General features: G+C 63.9%; 19 protein-coding genes and 1 pseudogene. 11 read left to right on the forward strand and 9 right to left on the reverse strand.

All coding sequences use genetic code 11. The features are described from left to right. Positions 1-110: 110 nt before the first annotated feature. Genes LWC34_RS30615 through LWC34_RS30625 form a run of 4 tightly spaced genes read left to right on the forward strand, consistent with a single transcriptional unit; the run spans position 111 to position 2,319 of the window. Positions 111-470 (forward strand): hypothetical protein, encoded by a 360-nt coding sequence (locus LWC34_RS30615; RefSeq protein ID WP_233728526.1) that lies wholly within the window; start codon positions 111-113, stop codon positions 468-470. Positions 471-522: 52 nt separating this feature from the next. Then, entirely contained in the window at positions 523-1,242 is a 720-nt protein-coding gene (locus LWC34_RS59325; RefSeq protein WP_308200157.1) for a metallophosphoesterase, read from the forward strand. After that, the gene (locus tag LWC34_RS59330) at positions 1,179-2,123 is read left to right on the forward strand and encodes a metallophosphoesterase family protein (protein WP_308200158.1); all 945 of its coding nucleotides are present in this window, start codon (positions 1,179-1,181) and stop codon (positions 2,121-2,123) included. Before LWC34_RS59325 ends, LWC34_RS59330 begins: the two co-directional genes overlap by 64 nt. Before the next feature lie 4 nt (positions 2,124-2,127). Next, complete coding sequence (locus LWC34_RS30625) at positions 2,128-2,319, forward strand: hypothetical protein (RefSeq protein ID WP_233728527.1); 192 nt, start codon at positions 2,128-2,130, stop codon at positions 2,317-2,319. Between the two features lie 48 nt (positions 2,320-2,367). Here LWC34_RS30625 and LWC34_RS30630 read toward each other — a convergent pair. Both LWC34_RS30630 and LWC34_RS30635 read right to left on the reverse strand, forming a co-directional pair. Next, positions 2,368-3,510: pseudogene (locus LWC34_RS30630) on the reverse strand (glycoside hydrolase family 88/105 protein). Between the two features lie 70 nt (positions 3,511-3,580). Beyond that, entirely contained in the window at positions 3,581-4,201 is a 621-nt protein-coding gene (locus LWC34_RS30635) for a glycosyl hydrolase family 28-related protein (protein ID WP_233728528.1), read from the reverse strand. Between the two features lie 353 nt (positions 4,202-4,554). Here LWC34_RS30635 and LWC34_RS30640 point away from each other — a divergent pair, with 353 nt between their 5' ends. From LWC34_RS30640 to LWC34_RS30650, 3 genes are all read left to right on the forward strand, one after another. After that, positions 4,555-4,851, forward strand: coding sequence for a carbohydrate-binding protein (locus tag LWC34_RS30640; RefSeq protein WP_308200159.1), 297 nt, complete (start codon positions 4,555-4,557; stop codon positions 4,849-4,851). Between the two features lie 212 nt (positions 4,852-5,063). Then, positions 5,064-5,207 (forward strand): hypothetical protein, encoded by a 144-nt coding sequence (locus tag LWC34_RS30645; protein ID WP_233728529.1) that lies wholly within the window; start codon positions 5,064-5,066, stop codon positions 5,205-5,207. Positions 5,208-5,286: 79 nt separating this feature from the next. Continuing rightward, the gene (locus LWC34_RS30650; protein ID WP_233728530.1) at positions 5,287-7,857 is read left to right on the forward strand and encodes a CHAT domain-containing protein; all 2,571 of its coding nucleotides are present in this window, start codon (positions 5,287-5,289) and stop codon (positions 7,855-7,857) included. Here LWC34_RS30650 and phnE read toward each other — a convergent pair. From phnE to LWC34_RS30670, 4 genes are read right to left on the reverse strand one after another with little or no spacing between them, the layout of a single operon-like run. After that, on the reverse strand, positions 7,849-8,628 hold the full coding sequence (gene phnE, locus LWC34_RS30655; RefSeq protein WP_233728531.1) for a phosphonate ABC transporter, permease protein PhnE: 780 nt from the start codon (positions 8,626-8,628) through the stop codon (positions 7,849-7,851). The two genes, LWC34_RS30650 and phnE, sit on opposite strands and share 9 nt — an antisense overlap. Next, a complete protein-coding gene (locus LWC34_RS30660; RefSeq protein WP_233728532.1) occupies positions 8,625-9,308 on the reverse strand; it encodes a phosphonate ABC transporter ATP-binding protein in 684 nt (227 codons plus the stop codon). The genes phnE and LWC34_RS30660 overlap by 4 nt, the downstream gene beginning before the upstream one ends. After that, positions 9,305-10,183, reverse strand: a complete 879-nt coding sequence (locus LWC34_RS30665) for a phosphate/phosphite/phosphonate ABC transporter substrate-binding protein (RefSeq protein ID WP_233728533.1) — start codon at positions 10,181-10,183, stop codon at positions 9,305-9,307. Before LWC34_RS30665 ends, LWC34_RS30660 begins: the two co-directional genes overlap by 4 nt. Before the next feature lie 20 nt (positions 10,184-10,203). After that, positions 10,204-11,304 (reverse strand): TIGR03364 family FAD-dependent oxidoreductase, encoded by a 1,101-nt coding sequence (locus LWC34_RS30670; protein ID WP_233728534.1) that lies wholly within the window; start codon positions 11,302-11,304, stop codon positions 10,204-10,206. Positions 11,305-11,412: 108 nt separating this feature from the next. On the opposite strand from LWC34_RS30670, the gene LWC34_RS30675 reads away from it, so the two are divergent. Together LWC34_RS30675 and LWC34_RS30680 are read left to right on the forward strand one after the other, a co-directional pair. Continuing rightward, positions 11,413-12,162 (forward strand): GntR family transcriptional regulator, encoded by a 750-nt coding sequence (locus LWC34_RS30675; protein ID WP_233728535.1) that lies wholly within the window; start codon positions 11,413-11,415, stop codon positions 12,160-12,162. Beyond that, positions 12,159-12,797, forward strand: a complete 639-nt coding sequence (locus LWC34_RS30680) for a phosphonatase-like hydrolase (RefSeq protein WP_233728536.1) — start codon at positions 12,159-12,161, stop codon at positions 12,795-12,797. Before LWC34_RS30675 ends, LWC34_RS30680 begins: the two co-directional genes overlap by 4 nt. On the opposite strand, the gene LWC34_RS30685 is transcribed toward LWC34_RS30680, so the two are convergent. Beyond that, entirely contained in the window at positions 12,779-14,437 is a 1,659-nt protein-coding gene (locus tag LWC34_RS30685) for a bifunctional 3'-5' exonuclease/DNA polymerase (protein WP_233728537.1), read from the reverse strand. The genes LWC34_RS30680 and LWC34_RS30685 overlap by 19 nt on opposite strands. 71 nt (positions 14,438-14,508) lie before the next feature. Between LWC34_RS30685 and LWC34_RS30690 the strand changes: the two genes are divergently transcribed. Further along, positions 14,509-16,113: an acyl-CoA synthetase gene (locus tag LWC34_RS30690; RefSeq protein WP_233728538.1), complete on the forward strand. Its 1,605-nt coding sequence runs from the start codon at positions 14,509-14,511 to the stop codon at positions 16,111-16,113. A 34-nt stretch (positions 16,114-16,147) separates the two neighbouring features. On the opposite strand, the gene LWC34_RS30695 is transcribed toward LWC34_RS30690, so the two are convergent. Then, positions 16,148-17,086: a hypothetical protein gene (locus LWC34_RS30695; protein ID WP_233728539.1), complete on the reverse strand. Its 939-nt coding sequence runs from the start codon at positions 17,084-17,086 to the stop codon at positions 16,148-16,150. A 173-nt stretch (positions 17,087-17,259) separates the two neighbouring features. On the opposite strand from LWC34_RS30695, the gene LWC34_RS30700 reads away from it, so the two are divergent. Then, positions 17,260-17,868: a histidine phosphatase family protein gene (locus LWC34_RS30700; RefSeq protein WP_233728540.1), complete on the forward strand. Its 609-nt coding sequence runs from the start codon at positions 17,260-17,262 to the stop codon at positions 17,866-17,868. Between the two features lie 45 nt (positions 17,869-17,913). Here the strand turns inward: LWC34_RS30700 and LWC34_RS30705 are convergent, their stop codons facing one another. After that, positions 17,914-18,516, reverse strand: a complete 603-nt coding sequence (locus LWC34_RS30705) for a QsdR family transcriptional regulator (protein ID WP_233728541.1) — start codon at positions 18,514-18,516, stop codon at positions 17,914-17,916. Positions 18,517-18,568: the final 52 nt, after the last annotated feature.

Raw genomic sequence — 18,568 nt, forward strand, 5'->3', positions numbered from 1 at the left:
TGCGAAACCAATGACCACAACTTCAGTCGTGGCAGGTGAACCAGGAAGATCGGCGTAGTCCGTTGTACGCTTCGCAAGAAGATTGATCACTCTCGCCCAGTGGGAGCGCCGTGGAAGTCAGTTCCGATCAGCTGCGCAGCTGGGTCGAGTCATGGTCTTGGCGCATTCCCCGTGGACCACAGCACGGCGGAATGTCCGGTGACGTGCGGGAGTGGTGGAGCCTGACCATCTGGCGCCGCAACGATCACGCCGAGTTGCAGCTGGACGTCAACCGCCTGCGGCCGACGCGGGGCTCGGAGGTGCAGACCTTCACGCGGGCGGTTTTCCACGACAAGTTGCGGCCGGTGCCCGATTACCGGATGCTGGTCAGCAGGCTGAACCTGGAACTGGGCGAGTTGTTCACCCAGGCGGGGATCAAGCCGCCGCGGTTGCCCGACGGTTCGCTGTCCGGTGACGCGTACGAGCTGTAGACATTCATATTCCGTTGGGGCCAAGTTCTTGTGCGGGACGTAGTTTCCCGCAGTGTCATCCAGCAGACGTCTTTTTCTCCTGAATGCCGGGCTGATCCCGGCCGCCCTGTCCACAACCGCGCTGTCTACACCCGCCGTCGCGTCGCCCGTCAGGGTGGAAACGGACAGTCCACGCTTCACCGTCGCGGTCATTCCGGACACGCAGTACCTCTACGATCGTGACCGCGGTGACGCAGCGCCACTTGAGGCGTCCCTTCGTTACATTGTGGACACCGCGCGCGAGCACAACACCGTATTCGTTGCTCACCTCGGCGACATGACGGAGAACGGTCTCGCGTCCGAGTTCACGTCGATCAGCCGGACATTCCGGATTCTCGACCGGTTCCCGTACAGCGTCCTCGCCGGAAACCACGACATCGACGCGTCAAAGGACGATCAGCGCGGCCCGAGCCCATACCTTGACACCTTCGGCCCGGCTCGGTTTCGGGACAGCCCAACGTTTCGGGATGCGACTCGGGACGGCTACAACTCGTATCACGTATTCCGTGCGGCAGGCAGGGAATGGGTTGTTCTGGCGCTGGATTGGCGCCCTTCCGCGGGCAGCATCGCCTGGGTGCGGGATGTGTTGCGTAAACATCCCCGCAGCCCGGTCATACTAACGACGCATGAGTTCGTGCACGCCGATGGCGGTGACGGCAATGCGGTGTGTTGTCCGACTTCGGCCAGCGGCTGTGGAACGACTTGGTCAAGGACAATGATCAGATCTTCTTGACGTTGAACGGGCATTTCTGGCCGCCAGGGCGGACTGTGTTGCGCAACAGCGCGGGCAATGAGGTGCACGCGCACATCACGAACTACCAGGACCGTTATTACGGCGGCTCGGCGATGATTCGGTTGTACCACTTCGATCTGGCGCGTGGCGTGATCGACGTGGAGACGTTCTCGCCGTGGTTGCTTGCCCAACGTAAGCTCAATGTGTTGGCGGAGCAGGAAATCTTGCGTTCGGGGCCGCTCGACTACTTCAGTGTGGAGATCGATTTCGCCAAGCGGTTCGCCGGGTTCGCGCCGGTTGCTGAGCCCAAGCCGCGTCCCGCCCGCGAGATGGTGATTCCGGGGACGGTGGCGTACTGGCGGTTCGACTCGCGCGATCTTCGCGATTTGTCCGGCCACGGCAACGATCTTGTCGCTTCGGGCACGCCATCGTGGACGTCGGAGCATCATCGTTCGCAGCCAGGGCATGGCAGCGTTTTCCTTGATGGAGCGTACTTCAAGACCGTGCCGGGCGCGCCGCTGAACAAGGCGACTTTCCAGCGTGGCTACACGATCGAGGCGTTCTTCAAGCTGCCTGCGGACTTCAACAGCTCGCATGCCTGGGGCGCTTTGCTTTCCCGGCTTGGTACTGGACGGGATGCGGGCAAGACGGGTGACGATCCCAGCGAGCCCGTGGCGACTTTGAGCCTGTCCGATGGGCATGCTTTGCAATGGGCCACGTTCCCGTTGAACCAGAACGGGATCTCCACGGCTCAGGACGTGTGCCTGATGGGCGCGTACACCTACGACCGGAAGATCGACAAGACGTTCTACGGGTGGATCGGGGACGTCCGGATCGTCGACCGCCCGCTCGCGGAACGGGAGTTCATGGTGAGACGATGAGTGGATGAGTAAATGGCTCCCGATCGTGCTTGGCATCCTGCTGATCCTGGTTGGCGGCGTGTGGACCGGCCAAGGCCTCGGTTACATCACCGGTAGCTTCATGACCGGCGAGCGTCTCTGGACCAGCATCGGCCTGGTCTGCGTCGCGGCGGGCGTTGTCCTGATCGTCTGGGCCGCCCGCCGCAAACCCTCGTGAGTGGTTACGCGCGTTCTAACGCCGCTAACCACTCACGACCAATCCGCATCATCCGCCGGTTCTCATCAGTTGCTCGTTCATGATCAGGAACGCGCCCAGGCCGTGGAAGTCGTTCGTGTTGCGCTTGCGGGCGAAGTAGTAGTTCAGGTCGCCGACGTTCGTGCCCTCGGAGATGTCCCGCAGGTTCGTCCGGTTGTCCGAGCCGAGCGAGATCTTCGCCAGCACGCCCTGATATCCCTTGCTGGCAACGGCTATGTAGCCCTGGTCGAGATAGCCACGCTCCACACCACGGGACATCGTGAATGTGTACATCGCCGAAGCGGATGTCTCCAGCCAGTTCCCTGACGTGCTGCCGCGGTCGACCACCTGTCACCACCGCCCGGTCGCCGGGTCCTGGAAGCGCTGATAGCCAGCCGCCAGGTGCTTGATCATGTCGATCAACGCCTGGCGGCGAGGGTGGGTGGCGGGCAGCACTTCCAGGATGTCGATCGCGGCCATCCCGAACCAGCCGATCGCCCGCGCCCAGTGGTACGCCGAGTGGCGGCCAGGGTTCTTGGCCCACGACTCGGATCCATCTGCGTCATAAGCGTGGTACAGCAGGCCGTTGGTTTCCTTCAGATGCGCGAAGTACGCGGCCATGTTGGGCGTTGACTCGTCGAAACCGTAGGTCTGGTTGTACTGCTTCGCGTAATCGGCGATGAACGGCTGTGCCATGTAGACACCGTCAGCCCACAGCTGCCCGACTTTGCTTGTGGCGTGGAACATCCCGCCGTCGGATGTCCTCGGGTAGCTGTTGAACCGGTTGCGGATCTTGTCGGCCGCGGTCTTGTACCGCTGCTGTCCCGTCTCCCTGTGCAGGATCGGCAGCAGTTGACCAGAGCGCATCGCGTCCAAGTTGGTGAAGCTGTTGCTGATCTTTCCCTTGCTGTCGATGAATCTGTCCACCCACTGCTTGATGTAGGTGAAGTAGGACTGGGTGCCGGTTCGTTTGTACACAAGGTACTGTCCATAGAGATACAGTCCGCGGGTGTATCCCCAACCGCCTAAAGTGGACGGCGTGTGTCGCGCCATTGTGGACTGAACCACTTTGACTGACCAGTCGACATTGGGCGCGGCCAACGCGGGCGACCCGGCTGCGAATACCGCCGCGCCTGCGCCGAGCAGCACTGACCTACGGGAGAGTGGGGACATGCTGAGGCGACCCTTCGAGTGCAGAAGAACCCTCGTGAGTGGTTATGCGTGTTCTAACCCTGCTAACCACTCACGAGGTGGAGGTCGGGATGCCGATCCGCCGCCCGTCGGCATCCCGACCAGATTTGAGGACGACACAGTCGTCATTGGTGTTGAACCGCGAGTTGATGACGTGCGCGTAGCTCGTCGAGTCGAGATCGACGCCATCGCCTTGCGAGTTCGTGCTGTAGATGTGGACATTGCGGACGGTCGCGTTGGTGCAGAAGACCGGATGCGGAGTCCACATCGCAGGGTCGCGCAGGAACACATCTTGGAACAACAAGTTCTGGCAGTCAATGAACTGAATCATGGTGGGGCGCATGCGCAAGCCGCCAGTGAGAAACGTGCCTTCCGGAACGAGCACGCGCCCGCCGCCTGTCCGGCTGCATTCCTCAATCGCGTTGTTGATGGAGTTCGTGTTCTTGGTCCTGCCGTCGCCCACGGCACCGTACGCGGTGATGTCGAAAACCCGGTTCGGGAACGTGGGCGGACGGATCCTGCCTAGGATGTGCGGAACCAGTCTCCACTGGTCTGGCGGCTTGACCTCGGCGGCGGCAGTGGCGGCGGAGAAACCGGTACCGGCAAGCATTCCGCCCGCAACGAGACCGGCGCCACGAAGGACGTTCCGTCTCGAATGCATGCTGCTGCTCACGGTTGGCTCTCCCTTGACTGCGTCGTCGAGGTCGGTCGGTCACCCTGCTGCAATGTAACCCAACGAAAACGATTACATACGTAGGGTCTACTCCTCTCAGAAGCTGCCGTCAAGATGACAGCTCCGACGTTTTAAGGCTTCTGAACCCATAAAGGCATGTCTGTTCCTATGAGCGGGAACAGAGGTCGGAGGTGAGTCTTGACGAGGTCGGACGCGGTGGAGTAGGCCAATCCCTGGCCCCGCCGCGCCCATGCCTCGTCAGACCTCGTGAGTGGTTATGCGGGTTAGAACACGCACAACCACTCACGAGGTCCGACCAGCATTGCCGATCCGCTGACCCAGGGCCACAACCAGTGCGGTACGAGGCGGAGAACGCGACGATCTCCAATGGTGTAGTCGAATCCAGCCACGCGGGCTTCAGCGGAACCGGATTCGTCAATTACACCAACGGCACGGCCGAAAACCGCCCAGTTTCCTTGTCTGTCAACGGATTCAGTGTGGAGGAGTTGAACTTTCCCGGCACCGGAGCGTGGACAAGCTACTCGTCCGCAACGACCACGCTGAACCTCAACGCGGGCAACAACATCATCCGGGCAACCGCGACAACGGCGTCAGGTGGGACGAACGCGGATTACCTTGACGTCCTTTAAACGATCAAGAGAAGGGGCCGTCCAATTGGACGGTCCCTTTCTCGCTTCGTTACAGCAAGTAGAAATACTCTGACCGATCATTGCTCCGTTGTGTCAGTATTAGGCCGTTCGCGGCTGAGGGACCGTCGAACATGTGGACGCAGAGACGACATCGCGTGCCGTCGAGTCCACGTCTGGCCTAACGGCAGATCTATCAGGGGAGGAAGATCAGCATGACCAGCAATGTCAAAGAAATCGTTTTCTCGGACGAGGACAAGGCCGTCGATGTGAACCCGCCGGTCGAGGGCGAGAAGGCCTTCACCACCGAGGGCGAGGAGTGCACCGGCACCTGTGTCGAGAAGCCGGGCCCGAAGTAAACGTGTGATGGCCCGCCGATCGGGGTTGTGTCCCCGGTCGGCGGGCGCCTTTCGCTACGGTCTGTGATGTCATAGTCAGGTGCCCGTGTTCGAAGCTATCGAGACCGCCCGCGAGCTGTATCGCCAATCCTCGGACGCTGCGTGCAGCGCGCGTGAACAAGAAGCCAGGGAACTGGCTAGGCGCGGGCTCGACGTGCTGGACGCTGTCGCTCCCGTTGACCAGGCGAATCAAACCGAATGGTCACGGATCAGGGTCCGGCTCGCCAGCACTTTCGCCGCGTTGATCGCGGAAACCGAAGGCATCGACGGCAGTCTCGAGCGCCTCGAAGGGCTCCGCGAGCACATCGAGCACGTCCCGGACCCGATCATCCGCCTCGAACTGTACGCGTCGGTCGACCACAACAGCGGTCATCTGCTGGCGAGCGCGGGTCGCAACGAGGAAAGCCTGACGAAGTTCACCGCGTCGATCGACCGGAAGTTCCAGTGCCTCGGCGAGACGGACAACCGGGCGCTGGTGACCGAGAAACTCGTGCATTCGCTGCTGTCCCGGGTGCTGATGCAGACCCGGCTCGGCCAGGTCGGCGCCGCGCGTAAGGACCTCGACTGGGCATCTGAGCTTGCGGATGAGCACAATCTGCCGGTCAAAGCCGCCGATTGCCTGCACGCGTTGGCCAATCTTGAGCTACGAGTGGGCAATGTGCCCGCCGCGCTGCGGGCGTATGAAGAAGCCGGTCGTGCGTACCAAGCGCTTGGTCAGGATGTACTGCCGCTGCTTCGGCTGGACCAGGCCCAGGCGCTGCTGGCGGCGGGTTTGGCGCACGAGGCCAGCGTGCACCTCGACAACGTGCTGCCGATCATGAGCGCCGAGGGAAACAGCAGAGAACTGGGTCGTGCCGAGCGCTATCGCGCTGAGGCCGCACTGCTCACCGGCGACCTTGAAGTGGCGCAGGAAATGGCGACCCGGTCAGAGACCCGGATGAAGCACTGCGAAACCTGTGTCGCCGATGCCGCGCTCGTCAGCCTGCGGGTCGATGCGTTGCGGTCGCCGCGTTCGGGCACGTTGCCCGCGCGTGCCGCCCATTTCGCCGATTCGCTCCCGGTGCCGCGGCTGGCCGAACAAGCAGGGGTCGCCCGCATGGTGGCCGCCCGCGTGGCGATCAACCAGGGTGATGTCGAGCAAGCAGTTGCTTTGCTCGATCAGGTGACGCCTCCTGGGGAACTCACGACCATCGACTACCGGCTGCTCCTGCGGTTGTGCCACGCGGAACTCGCCGTTGCCCAAGGCTCTGTTGACCGCGCGTTGACCGAGATCGACCGTGGGCTCACCGCGCTCGATGAGGTCCGTGACCGGATGGACGGCCTCGACCTGCTGTCCGGGACGGCGTTGCACGGCCAAGAGTTGAGCGAACTGGCGATCAAGCTTGCCCTGCGTGAGGCGCACGAGTTGTTCGACTGGCTGGAGCGGACCCGCGCGCAGACATACCGATACGAACCGCTTGCCGGAGTGGACGATCCAGTTCTGGCCGAACGCATCGACGAGGTCCGCAGCCTCACCCAGTCCATCCGTCAGGCTCAGCACGACGGCCACCAAACGGCCAAGTTGTTGGCCACGCGCGCGGATCGGCTCACCGAGGCCAACCGACTCGGTTGGCACACCGGGCGCTGGGGCCAACCTCGGCCGGTCGCCGGGTTGGCGGAGGTGGCTTCGCAACTCGGGGACCGCGCGCTGGTCAGCTTTGTCGCGTCCGAGGATTCCCTGGTGGCGGCGGTTTTGGTGGACGGCGACGTGCGCATCGTGCAACTCGGGTCGGCGTCGGCCGCCGCGAAGCACGCGCGGATGCTCAACGTGGACCTGAACGCGCTGGCGCCGGACCACTTGCCCGCGCCGATGGTGCAGGTGGTGTCGGTCTCGGCGCGTAAACAGGCCGAACGGGTGGACAGCCAGATCACGCGGCCTTTGGGGCAATTGATTGGCTCGCGGGACCTTGTGGTCGTGCCAACTGGCGCGCTTTACGGTGTCCCGTGGGGTGTTCTGCCATCGCTGCACGGCCGTCCGACCGTCGTCGCGCCGTCAGCGACAGCATGGCTGGCGGCCGAACGCTCGCCTAGATCATCTGGGCACGCGGTTCTGGTTCGTACGCTCGGATTGCCAGCCGCCGTCGGGGAAATCGACAAGCTGGCCAAGCATCACGAGAAGGCCCAGCTGATCTCGGGGGCGGAGGCCACAGTCGCCGCGGTCCTCGCGCAGCTCGATGGCGCTGGCCTCGCCCACATCGCGTCGCACGGCGCGCACGAGCCGGAGAACGCTTTGTTCTCACGGCTCGAACTAGCCGATGGGGCCCTGTTCGCCCACGAGATCGCCGGATTGGCACGCCCGCCGCAGCATGTCGTGCTCGCCGCGTGCGAGCTTGCGTTGAACCGGATCCGGCCAGGCGACGAGGCCTTGGGATTTGCCAGCGCGTTGCTGGCAAGCGGCTCGCAGACGGTCATCGCGCCACTGAGCAAGGTCGGCGACCAAGCCTCGGCGGCGGCGATGGATGACTATCACCGCCGCCTGGCCGCAGGTGCGAAACCCGCTGTGGCACTTGCCGATGCGATCGCCGCCGACCCGTTCCGCCGACCGTTCGTCTGTCTCGGAAGCTCACGCTAGGCGCCGCCGGACGTACGCGGAGATCTGATCGACGATCACGACGACGATGACGACCACGATGATGTGCGTGACCATCTGGTCGAACCGGAAGAGCTTGATGGACTGGTTGATCAGAAACCCGATCCCGCCCGCGCCGACCAGCCCCAGCACCAGCGAGGACCGAACGTTCACGTCGAACCGGTAGAGCAGCAGTCCGACCATTTGGGGAAGCACCGCGGGCAGTACGGCGTTCGCGGCGATCTGAGTTCCGTTGGCCCCTGCGACTTTCAGTGCCTCTCGTGGCCCAGGGTCAGTTTCCTCCATCGCCTCGGCCCAGAGCTTGCCCATCACGCCGGTGTTGTGGAACGCCAGGGCAAGCACACCCGCGAATGGCCCGAGCCCGACCGCTGTTACGAAGATCAAGGCGAAGACCACGTCCGGAATGGACCGCAGGACAGACAGGATGGACCTGGCGATCTGGTAGGTCCATGCGTTTGGAGTGGTGACCCGGGCCGCGAGGATCCCGAGGATGAGGGCGAAGGGGATGGAGAAGGTAGTGCCGAGAAGTCCGATGTAGAGGGTGATGACCGCGGCTTCCAGGCTTTCACCGAGGACACTGAGGTCGGGAGGGAAGGACTGGTCGAGGAAGTCCACCATGCCTCGCCAGCCCTCGACCAGGGCACCAGGGGAGAAACCGGTGCCCTGCCAGGCGAGGACGTGCACGCCAATGAGGACGGCGATGATGGTGAAGGCAAGTGGGGAAGGAGATTTGCGAGTCGGCGGGCTGATCATCTGGCAACCTCATACAAGGCGTTGACCATGTTTGAATCGATGGTTGTCGCTTTATTTGTGAACGCGACCTTGCCTCTGGTCAAGCCTATGATTCGGTCAGCGAACCGCTGTGCCAACTCTGGTTGATGAAGGACTGCCAATACTGCCAGCCCCTCATCTGCCAGGGAAGCCAGCAATGACACCACTTGCTCCGCGGCACTCGGGTCCAAAGCAGACACTGGCTCGTCCGCCAGGATCACCTTTGCCCGTTGGCACAAGGCCCGAGCAATGGCGACCCGCTGCTGCTGTCCACCCGAAAGCTTGCTGGCACGGTCGGAAGCACGGTCCGCTAACCCCACGCGTGCCAAGCATTCCATGGCCTCCTCCCGGACTGATCGTGGGAAGAAAACCGACTGTCGGAGCCTCAAGCGGCCCAGGGCTCCGGAACATACGTTGTCCAACACTGTCCGGCGGCCTACCAGGTGGATCTGCTGGAATACCATGGCTGCGCCGCCGTCGATCGAGATCGTGCCCGCGTCGGGCTGCTGTAAGCCGACTGCGCACCTCAACACTGTGGACTTTCCGGATCCGTTCGCTCCAAGGACCGCTACGAACTCTCCGGCCGCTACGGTTAAGTCGACTCCGGCCAGTACTTCTTTGCTGCCGAAGGACTTTCTCAGTCCCCTGATCTCGATGCTCATACGTCGTTCTCGGTCAGGCCCAGGCCTGCGGCCAGGTCGAACAGGGGCTGGTAGGTCTCCTTCGTCACGGCCACGAGCGGGCCGGGCGGTGTCACGTCAAGGAACTCGCCGACCTTGGCCACATCGGACGGTCCCAGGTCCAACAGAGCTTTGCGGATCTTGTCGGTCAACGCTGGGTCTAGGTCGCCTCGGACTGTGATTGGGTCGTTGGGGATTGGCGCCGATGTCCAGACCTGTCGGAACTTCGCTGGGTCGAAGGCTCCTGCCGCACGGGCGCTGGCGACTTGCTGGCTGTTGATTTCCGCTGCGTCCACTTTGCCGTTGGTCAGCGCCAGCATTGCCTCAGGGTGGCCGCCCGCGTAGTCCACTTTGACGTCTTTGATGTCCTTGAACGCGAAGCGGGGGAGGGCGTCTCCGGATGTCGAGCCTGGGCTGGACAGAGCTACTGTCTTACCGGAGAGGTCGTTGATGGATTTGATCGGGGAGTTCGCCGGGACCCAGATTCCTGCTGTGTACGTTGTCAGTTTGCCGGTGGCGTCGGCGAATGAGGCAAGTGCTTGGGCGTTGGCCTTTGTGCTGGCGAAGACGAAGCCCAGCGGGCCGAACTGGGCGATTTCCAGTTTGCCGTTGCGCATCGCCAGTACTTCCGCCGAGTAGTCGTCGACCACTTGCAGTTCGACCCGGCAGTTCAGCTTTTCCTGCAACGCTTTGGCGAGGACTTCGTATGCTGGTTTGAGTTTCGCGGGGTCTTCGTAGGGTTCCACTCCGAACCGGATCCGGCCGTCCGGGCAGGTTCCGCTCGCGGCCGGTGTACTGCTGCCGCAGGCGGTGATGGTCAGGCACAGCAACGCGATCACACCGAGAAGTGCGCGCATGGGGTTCCAGCTCCCTGTAATCACAACGTGTCGAGCACGTCCGGGGCGAGCCCGAACGCGGTGGTCATGCCGATCCCCGAGGTCACGGCGGCGACCCGGACCCCGTCGGCCGGGCTGGCGACGAGGTACGGTTGTGGCGCGGACGCATACACGCCACGCCAGTGTTCAAGCACAGTAAGGCTTGGTACGCCGAGGAAATGTGCCGTCTCGGACAGCACTGTCCGGTCGAGCTCGTTGTCCTCGAACGGGTCGAGGGTCTTGTGGTACGCGTGCGTGTCACCGATCGTCAGCGAGCCGTCCGGCCGCTGGGTGTACATCAGGTTGAGTCCAATATCGACCAGCGAAGGCTGCTCTCGCGAGATCCGAGCCTGGACTTCGGGCAAGGTTGGGCACAGCGAGAAAGCGGAGTAGCGCAGCAGTGAATGTCCACTCAGAACGGCAGGGTGGATGTCGCGCCCATGTGGATTCGCGACGCGCAGCATCCGCAACGCGCACCGGCGGACCTCGAACTCATCGGCCAGTGAAGGGAAGTGCCGGTCCACGTTGTGTCCAACTGCGACGATGATCCGCGCAGCCGCCACGCGGCCGCGGCTGGTCACCACCTCGCCAGGTGAGATGAGGTGAGCTGTTGTACCCCAATGGAATCGAACACCTTGACGAGCCAGCCACTTGGCGATCAGGCCGACGCTGGTTCGCTGATCGACCCTGATGTCCAGGGGCAGGAGCGCGCCGCCGATCACGTCCGGCCCGGTCGGCACCAGGTCCTCGACTTCGGCCGCGCTGAGCAGGTGCATCGGGCGGACCTCGGCGAACTCCTTGAGGACCGCGAGCTCGTCCTCAGCGCGGGCGACGACGACCGTGCCGCTTTCGCGCACGGTCAGTCCGGCGAGTTTGGCCAGCTTCAGCCAGGTTTCGCGGGCGGTCTTGGCGTACCGGTAGGCCGTGCCATCCTGGGCGGTGAAGCAACCGTGCCCGAAGTTGCGGACCGACGCGCCGGTCGCCCACTCGTCCCGTTCCAGCACCACGACCGACATTCCCCGCTCGACCGCCTCGACAGCATGCGCCAGCCCGACGATGCCTGCCCCGACGATCACCACATCGACCGCGTCCAGACTTGTCATGACAAGAGCGTCCGAAATCTCCCAGTAGAATGTCAACGCAGCTTGGAACTGTTCATTTCCGGTTCATGTATGGGCTTTTTGGTGCGGCGACCTGTACAGTCAAGTCTCGTGGACGAGTCGCTGCACGAACGCATCGCCGCCGACATACGCCGCCGGGTGCTCTCCGGCGAGCTGCGTGTCGGGGCCGCGGTGCCATCCGAGTCGCAGTTGTGCGCGCAGTGGGACGCCTCGCGCGGCCCGGTCCGGCAGGCGCTGGGCACGCTGCGTGCGGAAGGCGTCATCGGTGGTGGACGAGGCAAGCCGCCAGTCGTGCTGCGGCAGTCGATGAGCCAGCCGTTCGCGACCTTCATGTCCTTTTCCCGGTGGGTCAACGGGCTTGGCCGCACGCCAGGGCAGCGGACGTTGGAGATCGCGCGTCGGCCGTCCACTCCGGACATCGCGGCCGCCTTGCATCTCACCGAGGGAACGCCGGTCGTGCAGCTGTTGCGGCTACGGCTCATTGACGATCAGCCGACCATGATCGAGCGCACCACGTTCGTGGAACCAGTGGGGCGCTTGCTGTTCGACTTCGACTGTGACTCCGGGTCGATCTATGCCCACCTGGAAAGCCAAGGCGTTGACACAACGCACGGCAGTCACGTGATCGACGCGGTCGCGGCCGATCAAAAAGACCATGAATTGCTAGACGTACCAACGGGTTCGCCGCTGCTGCGCGAGCGTCGTACGGCCACCAGTGTGACCGGCGAGCCGTTCGAATACTCCGATGACCGGTACCGGCCGGACATTGTCAGTTTCTCCATCGAGAATTCCCAACGGGCACACCCTGCCCTGTCCCGCATAGCTGAGAGAGCATCGTGATCGAACTCGCTGTTTTCGACATCGCAGGCACCACAGTGGACGAACATGGCGCGGTCTACCAAGCGCTTGCTGACGCGACCGGGGTGTCCGAGGACGAGGTTGTGCCGTGGATGGGCGCGGACAAGAAAGAAGCCATCGCGGCTCTGCTGAACAAGTCCGGGCAGATCGTTCAGGACACGTTCGACGACTTCAGGCGCAGGCTCGCCGAAGCCTACGAACTCAAGCCGCCGGTCGCCCTGCACGGCGTGCCCGAAACCATCGATCGCTTGCGGGTCAACGGTGTGAAGGTCGCTTTGACAACGGGCTTCGATCGTGACGTGACGGCGTCCATCCTGAGCACATTGCGCTGGGAGGACAAAGTGGACGCAGTGGTGTGCACTGACGATGTCGCAAAAGGACGCCCGGCGCCGTACATGATCTTCCGGGCGATGGAAGCGACCGGTGTGATGGACGTGTCCCGGGTTCTCGTCGCCGGTGACACGACACGCGACCTTGAGGCAGGCATGAATGCGGGCGCGAAGATGGTGGTCGGTGTGCTCACAGGCGGCCAGAACGCCATGACCCTTGGCGCGGTCCGGCACACGCATCTGCTGCCCGGTGTCGCGGACATCCTGCCCTACTTGGCATCCGCGTAACTGTCCACAGTGGCGATCTCGAGCGGGAACTGCACCGGAGTGTCGCCGAAGACGAGCTTGCTGGCCTCCTTGGCCGAGGCCAGCACCTCGGTTCTGACCAGCTCGGCGGCCGAGGCCGGGCAGTGCACCATGAACTCGTCGTGCTGGTAGAACACGATCTCGGCGGCCGGTGCGAGCGCGGTCAGCCTGCGTCTGAGCACCACGAGCAGCACAAGCGCCCAGTCGGCCGCACTGGCCTGGACGACGAAGTTACGCGTGAACCGGCCCCAATCCCTTGACGCTTGCCGGGACTTGCGCATCTCGTCCTCGGTGCCCTCGCTGCGTTCCATCAAGGCGCGCCAGCTCTCCGACGGGTACGGCGACGTCCGGCCGAGCTGGGACCGGACCATCCGCCCCTGTTCGCCAGCCTGAGCGGCCTGCTCGACGTGTCCGACTGCCTGAGGAAAGCGTTTGCGCAGGACTGCGAGCAGGGGACCGGCACCGCCCGAAGTGCCGCCGTACATGGCCGACAACATGGCGATCTTGGCCTTGCCCCGGTCGCCTTCGAACGAGTCCGCCGCCAGGCCCGCGTACAGGTCCACGTCCCGCGAGAACTCGGCCAGCTTCTGGTCTTCGGACAGCGCTGCCAGCACGCGCGGCTCCAGCTGCGCGGCATCAGCCACGACCAGCGACCACCCAGGCAGCGCACGAACAGCCTTGCGCAAAGCCTTGGGTAACTGCAGCGCAGCGCCCCCGCGTGTCGCCCATCGCCCGGAAACCACGCCACCGACCACGTACTCAGGTCTGAACCGGCCGTCGTGCACCCACGACTCGATCCAGCTCCACCCGTGCGCGGTCCACATCCGCGCGAGTTCCTTGTATTCCAACAGCGGTTCGACGGCCGGGTGATCGACTTCCTTGAGCACCCAAGCCCGGGTGTTCGGGATGTCGATGCCTTCCCGCGCGAACGCCTTCACCACGCTCGGCGGGCTGTCCGGGTTGAGTGACCGGCCGCCGAACGCCGCGATGATCTTCTCGGCGAGGTCGGCCAGTTTCGCCGGTCGGGCCCCTGGCAGCGGACGCGGCCCGAGCATCGACTCCAGCAGCTCCAGGTGGACTTTCTCGCTCCACGGCAGCCCGCAGTGGCTCATCTCGGCAGCCGCGAGGGCACCGGCCGACTCGGACGTGACGAGCAGCCGGAGGCGATCGGGATGCGCGCTGGCCAGGATCCGGCGCTGCTGGTCGGTGTACACCTCAGCCAGCTGGTCCAGGGAGTAAAACCGCTCGTCGAGCTCGAACAACGCGGGTTGCGCGTCCTTTGCTGGCGGAGGTTTGTCCTCAGGCTCGACGCGGCCGTGCAGTCGCGCCCAGGCCGCGCCCGGGTTGCGGTGAGAACCGCGGCGGCCCTCGTGGTTGAGGAGCAGGCCCTCCGAGAGCGTCAGGTCATAACAGCGGGACAGCCGGATGTCCTTCTGCAGCAGCTGCGGGTACAGCTCGTCGACCGCGGGCAGGATCCACCGCGGATGCTCACTGACCTCGAAATTCGCCATCCAGGCTGCGAGGTCACTCGGCCTGTGGTCGGCCACCACCTCGGCCGTCGTCGCGTCCACGACGCGCGCGCTACCTGCGCCTGCACGCCCTGGCGACACGAAGACCAACATGGAAGTGATTGTGCACCGGGGGTACGACAGTTACGGTCGAAGTTAACTCGCCAGTAGCTTTGGAGGGGCCAGTGCCGAGCATCGCCACGCGCATACCCGAGACGCTGCAGAGCATCAGGATCCTGCGCCGGGCCGGGCTGGTACCGCTGCCGAGGATCGACGAAGGCGTCCGATCACTGCGCCTGGTCAAGCAGATCGGTGTGATCGCGGGCCCAGTCCGGATGTCCGCCCGGCGCGACCCCCGCAAGCTCGGGCTGGTCGACGAGCTCGGGCCGCTGACGTTCCGGCAGCTCGAAGGACGTTCCAACGCGTTGGCACGGGCCTGGGCGCGGCGCGGGCTGAACGAGAACTCGGTGATCGGCGTGCTGTGCCGTGACCACAGGGGACTGGTGGACACGATGCTGGCGGCAGGCAAGCTCGGAGCCAAGTTGCTCCTGCTGAACACGGGTTTCGCCAAGCCGCAGTTCGTCGACGTGATCAAGCGCGAGAACGTCTCCGCGCTGGTCTACGACGAGGAATTCGCCGACCTGCTCGACGCCTCGGATCTGCCGCGCTACCTGGCATGGACCGACGGGGTCGCCGACGGCACGACTCTTGAGGACCTGATCGTCAACACCGACGACCGCCCGTTGCCCAACCCGCCAAAGCCCGGCGGGTTCGTGCTGCTGACCAGCGGCACCACCGGAACGCCGAAGGGCGCGCCACGGCAGGTCAAGTCGGGACTGTCGGCGGCTCAGTTTCTTGACCGGATTCCCTTGCGTGTCAACGAATGCACGGTCCTGGCGGCGCCTTTGTTCCACGGCACCGCGCTGTCCCAGTTCGTACTTTCGTTCGCCCTTGGCTGCACGGTCGTCGTCCGCCGGAAGTTCGATCCCGAGGCGACGCTGAAGATGGTGCAGGACAACAAAGCGACCGAGCTGGTGCTCGTTCCGACTATGCTGCAACGGATTCTGGACCTCGGTGACGAGGTACTGAACTCGTACGACACGTCTTCGCTGCGAATCATCTTCTCCGCGGGTTCGGCACTGTCGCCAGAACTGGGCAACCGGGCCACCAAGGCATTCGGTGACGTCATCTACAACCTTTACGGCTCAACGGAAGTAGCCGTCGCCACGGTCGCCACCCCAGAGGATTGGCGCGCCGCGCCGGGGACTGTGGGCAAGGTTCCCTGCGGCTGCCGGGTTCAGCTGTACGACGACCACGGCAACCGGATCACCGAACCGGACGTGATCGGCCGCGTGTTCGTAGGCAGTGACCTGGCCTTCGGCGGCTACACCGACGGCCGGAACAAGGAAATCATCGACGGTCTGCTGTCCAGTGGCGACGTCGGGCATTTCGACGCCGAAGGGCGGCTGTTCATCGACGGCCGGGACGACGAGATGATCGTGTCCGGCGGCGAGAACGTGTTCCCGGTCGAGGTGGAGAATCTGCTGGCTGAACACCCTGGCGTGGTCGAGGCGGCCGTGATCGGCGTGCCCGATCCGGATTTCGGCCACCGGCTGCGGGCGTTCGTGGTGCGCAGGGACGGTGTCGAACTGGACGAGGCAGGCGTGAAAGACCATGTCCGGGCGAACCTGGCCAGGTACAAGGTTCCTCGTGACGTCCGGTTCCTCGACTCGTTGCCGCGCAACCCGACGGGCAAGCTGCTGCGCAACCGGCTCGCCGAGATGGAGTGACAGCCCGCTGTCACCTCGTGTCAGATGTGGACGATTAGTCCCATTCGATCCCGAATAGACCGGGTCCGAAATCGATCGCGACGGCGTGCACGCTCTTGCACGCGTCAAGTGTCAGATTTCGCATCCGCGCGTGTTTTTGTCCGGATGGGCGGGCGAACTGCTGGCACCGTCCCGGCGCGGCGGACGAATTGAAGTGGATCTCGAGTAGATACTCACGAATCGGTCTGCGGAACTCGCGCCAGTGCGTCATGTTGCACTTCGGATACGGCGGTCCGGCATTCCGGAGTTCGTACTCGATCAGGTACGTGTCGCCCCGCCTAATCGGCTGGTCGAACATCAGCTCAGCGACCATCAGTCCATTCGCGTCATCCACCTGCTGGCGGCCGAGATGACAGTTGCGGATTGCGGTCAGCGCCGGGGTGCCCGCGCCGGGATCGTCCGACTTGTAGATCAACAGCCAGCGGTCCTGGCCGTCGGTACGGGCCTCGAAGACGGCTCGCGTTGTGATCAACTCCTGGCCGCCGTCATCGCCCAACTGGCAGCGGTCATGCAGGCCAACCAGGGTGAGCTGCTGCTCTTGATCGAGCGCTTCCGGGCTGCCGAGCGCGGCGAGAAGGCCGAGTAGGATCTCGCGTTCGAACTGGACCGTCTCGGCGACAGCGGGCACCGCGGCGGCTTGTTTGCCACGCGGCCGCGGCGGTGGCAGAAGCGCGAGCAACGAACCGGGCGGCAACTTGAGGATATTTTCCAGTTCACCGAGTGCGGTCAGTGAGTCGTTACGCTCAGGTTGCCGCTTACCGGACTGCCAATAACTGAGGGCGGCAATGCTGACCGGTGTGCCGCGCGCGCGTAACCGCGCTTGTATTCGATCGAGGCTCAACCCGCTGGCCCGAATGGCCGAGCGGAGCGCTTCGGCGAACTGATTGTCGCCGTGCGCGTTTTCGATTTGTCCCCGAGCAGAGTTCCCCGACATGTGTACACCGACTAGTGTGAAGCTTTCCGACCCCTGAGCAGATGCGAAAGAGAGTATCAGCACCCATCGGCGTGTCGGCAGGTTCACAACGACCATAATTCAAGGTCATCTGGCCTAACGTGACTACGCTGAACGGAGTATTACTGGCAACTGGGAACACGTAGGATTCGTCAATGCCACTGGTGTACCTGATCCGGCACGGCCAAGCGTCCTTCGGTGCCGACGACTACGACGTGCTTTCCCCGGTCGGGCACAGGCAGGGCAAGCACGTCGGAGCGGAGTTGCGGCGCCGTGGCGTGCGGGCCGACCAGGTCTGGAGCGGGTCGCTCAAGCGGCAGCGGGACACCGCGCTCGCGGCCGAGCTTGACGCCGATCCGCGGCAGGATTCTCGGTGGGACGAGTTCGACCACATCGGTCTGGTTCGTGAGATTCACGGCGATGTGGTCACTCCGCGCAGTTTCCAGGAATCGCTCGATGTCGCGCTGCGGCAGTGGGACGGGCTCCGCGGGTTCACCGAAACTGTCGCGTCGGCGCTTGCGGATCTCCGCAAGTCGTTGGAAAGCGGTCAAACCGCGGTCGTGTTCACGTCCGGCGGTGTGATCGCGGCGGTCTGCGCGTCGCTGTGGGGTTTGGACGCCAACGGGTTCGTGGCCGTCAACCGGGTCTCGGTCAACTGCGGCATCACCAAACTCGTTGTCGGCCGGTCAGGCACGAGCCTGGTGACGTACAACGACCACGCCCACTTCGAAGGCGAGCACCGCGACCTACTCACTTACCGCTGATCAGCCCTCGTGAGTGGTTATCCAGGTTCTAACCCTGATAACCACTCACGAGGGCTTTTCGGCCGCGGCGATCAGCAGGTCGACGATCTTGACCGCCTTGTCGGTCTCCGGGGCGGCGCCGGTGATCATGTCGCTCCACACGAACGACTCGCACACGCGCACGATCACGTACGCCAGGTCGGCGAGGTCGATGTCGTCGCGCAGTTCGACCTCCTCACGCAGGAAGTCCGCGGTCCACTCGATCAGCCGGGCCTGCACGACACTCTGCTTGGACGTGATGATCCGCAGCGCGTACTCCGCGTCCTCGGCCACGAACTCTTGCAGCGCCTTGAAACTACGAATCTGAGCAAGCGACCGCTCAAGCACGCGGGTGAACAGCGTTCGACCGGAACCGCGTGACTTCGCGCGCGTGTCCTTCAGCGCACGCTCGTTGATCGCCCAGATCACCTCGCCGAGCAGCAGTTCACGGCTGCCGCACCAGCGGTACAGGGTCGCGCGGCTGACCCCGAGTTCGGCGGCCAGCTGCTGCATGTCGACCCGTCGTCCGTCCAAAAACCACTGCTTGGCCAGGCGGAACGCGTCGATGGGCGCCGTTTTGGGCGTCGGTGACGGTCCGCGCAGTGCGCGGGTGAGTGGTGTCGTGGACATGCGGTTCACCATACCGGGCGTCGCATCGTGGAGACACATTCTGCTGTTGACC

The organism is Kibdelosporangium philippinense, from assembly GCF_021390435.2.
In the GTDB taxonomy this organism is placed as follows: domain Bacteria; phylum Actinomycetota; class Actinomycetes; order Mycobacteriales; family Pseudonocardiaceae; genus Kibdelosporangium; species Kibdelosporangium philippinense.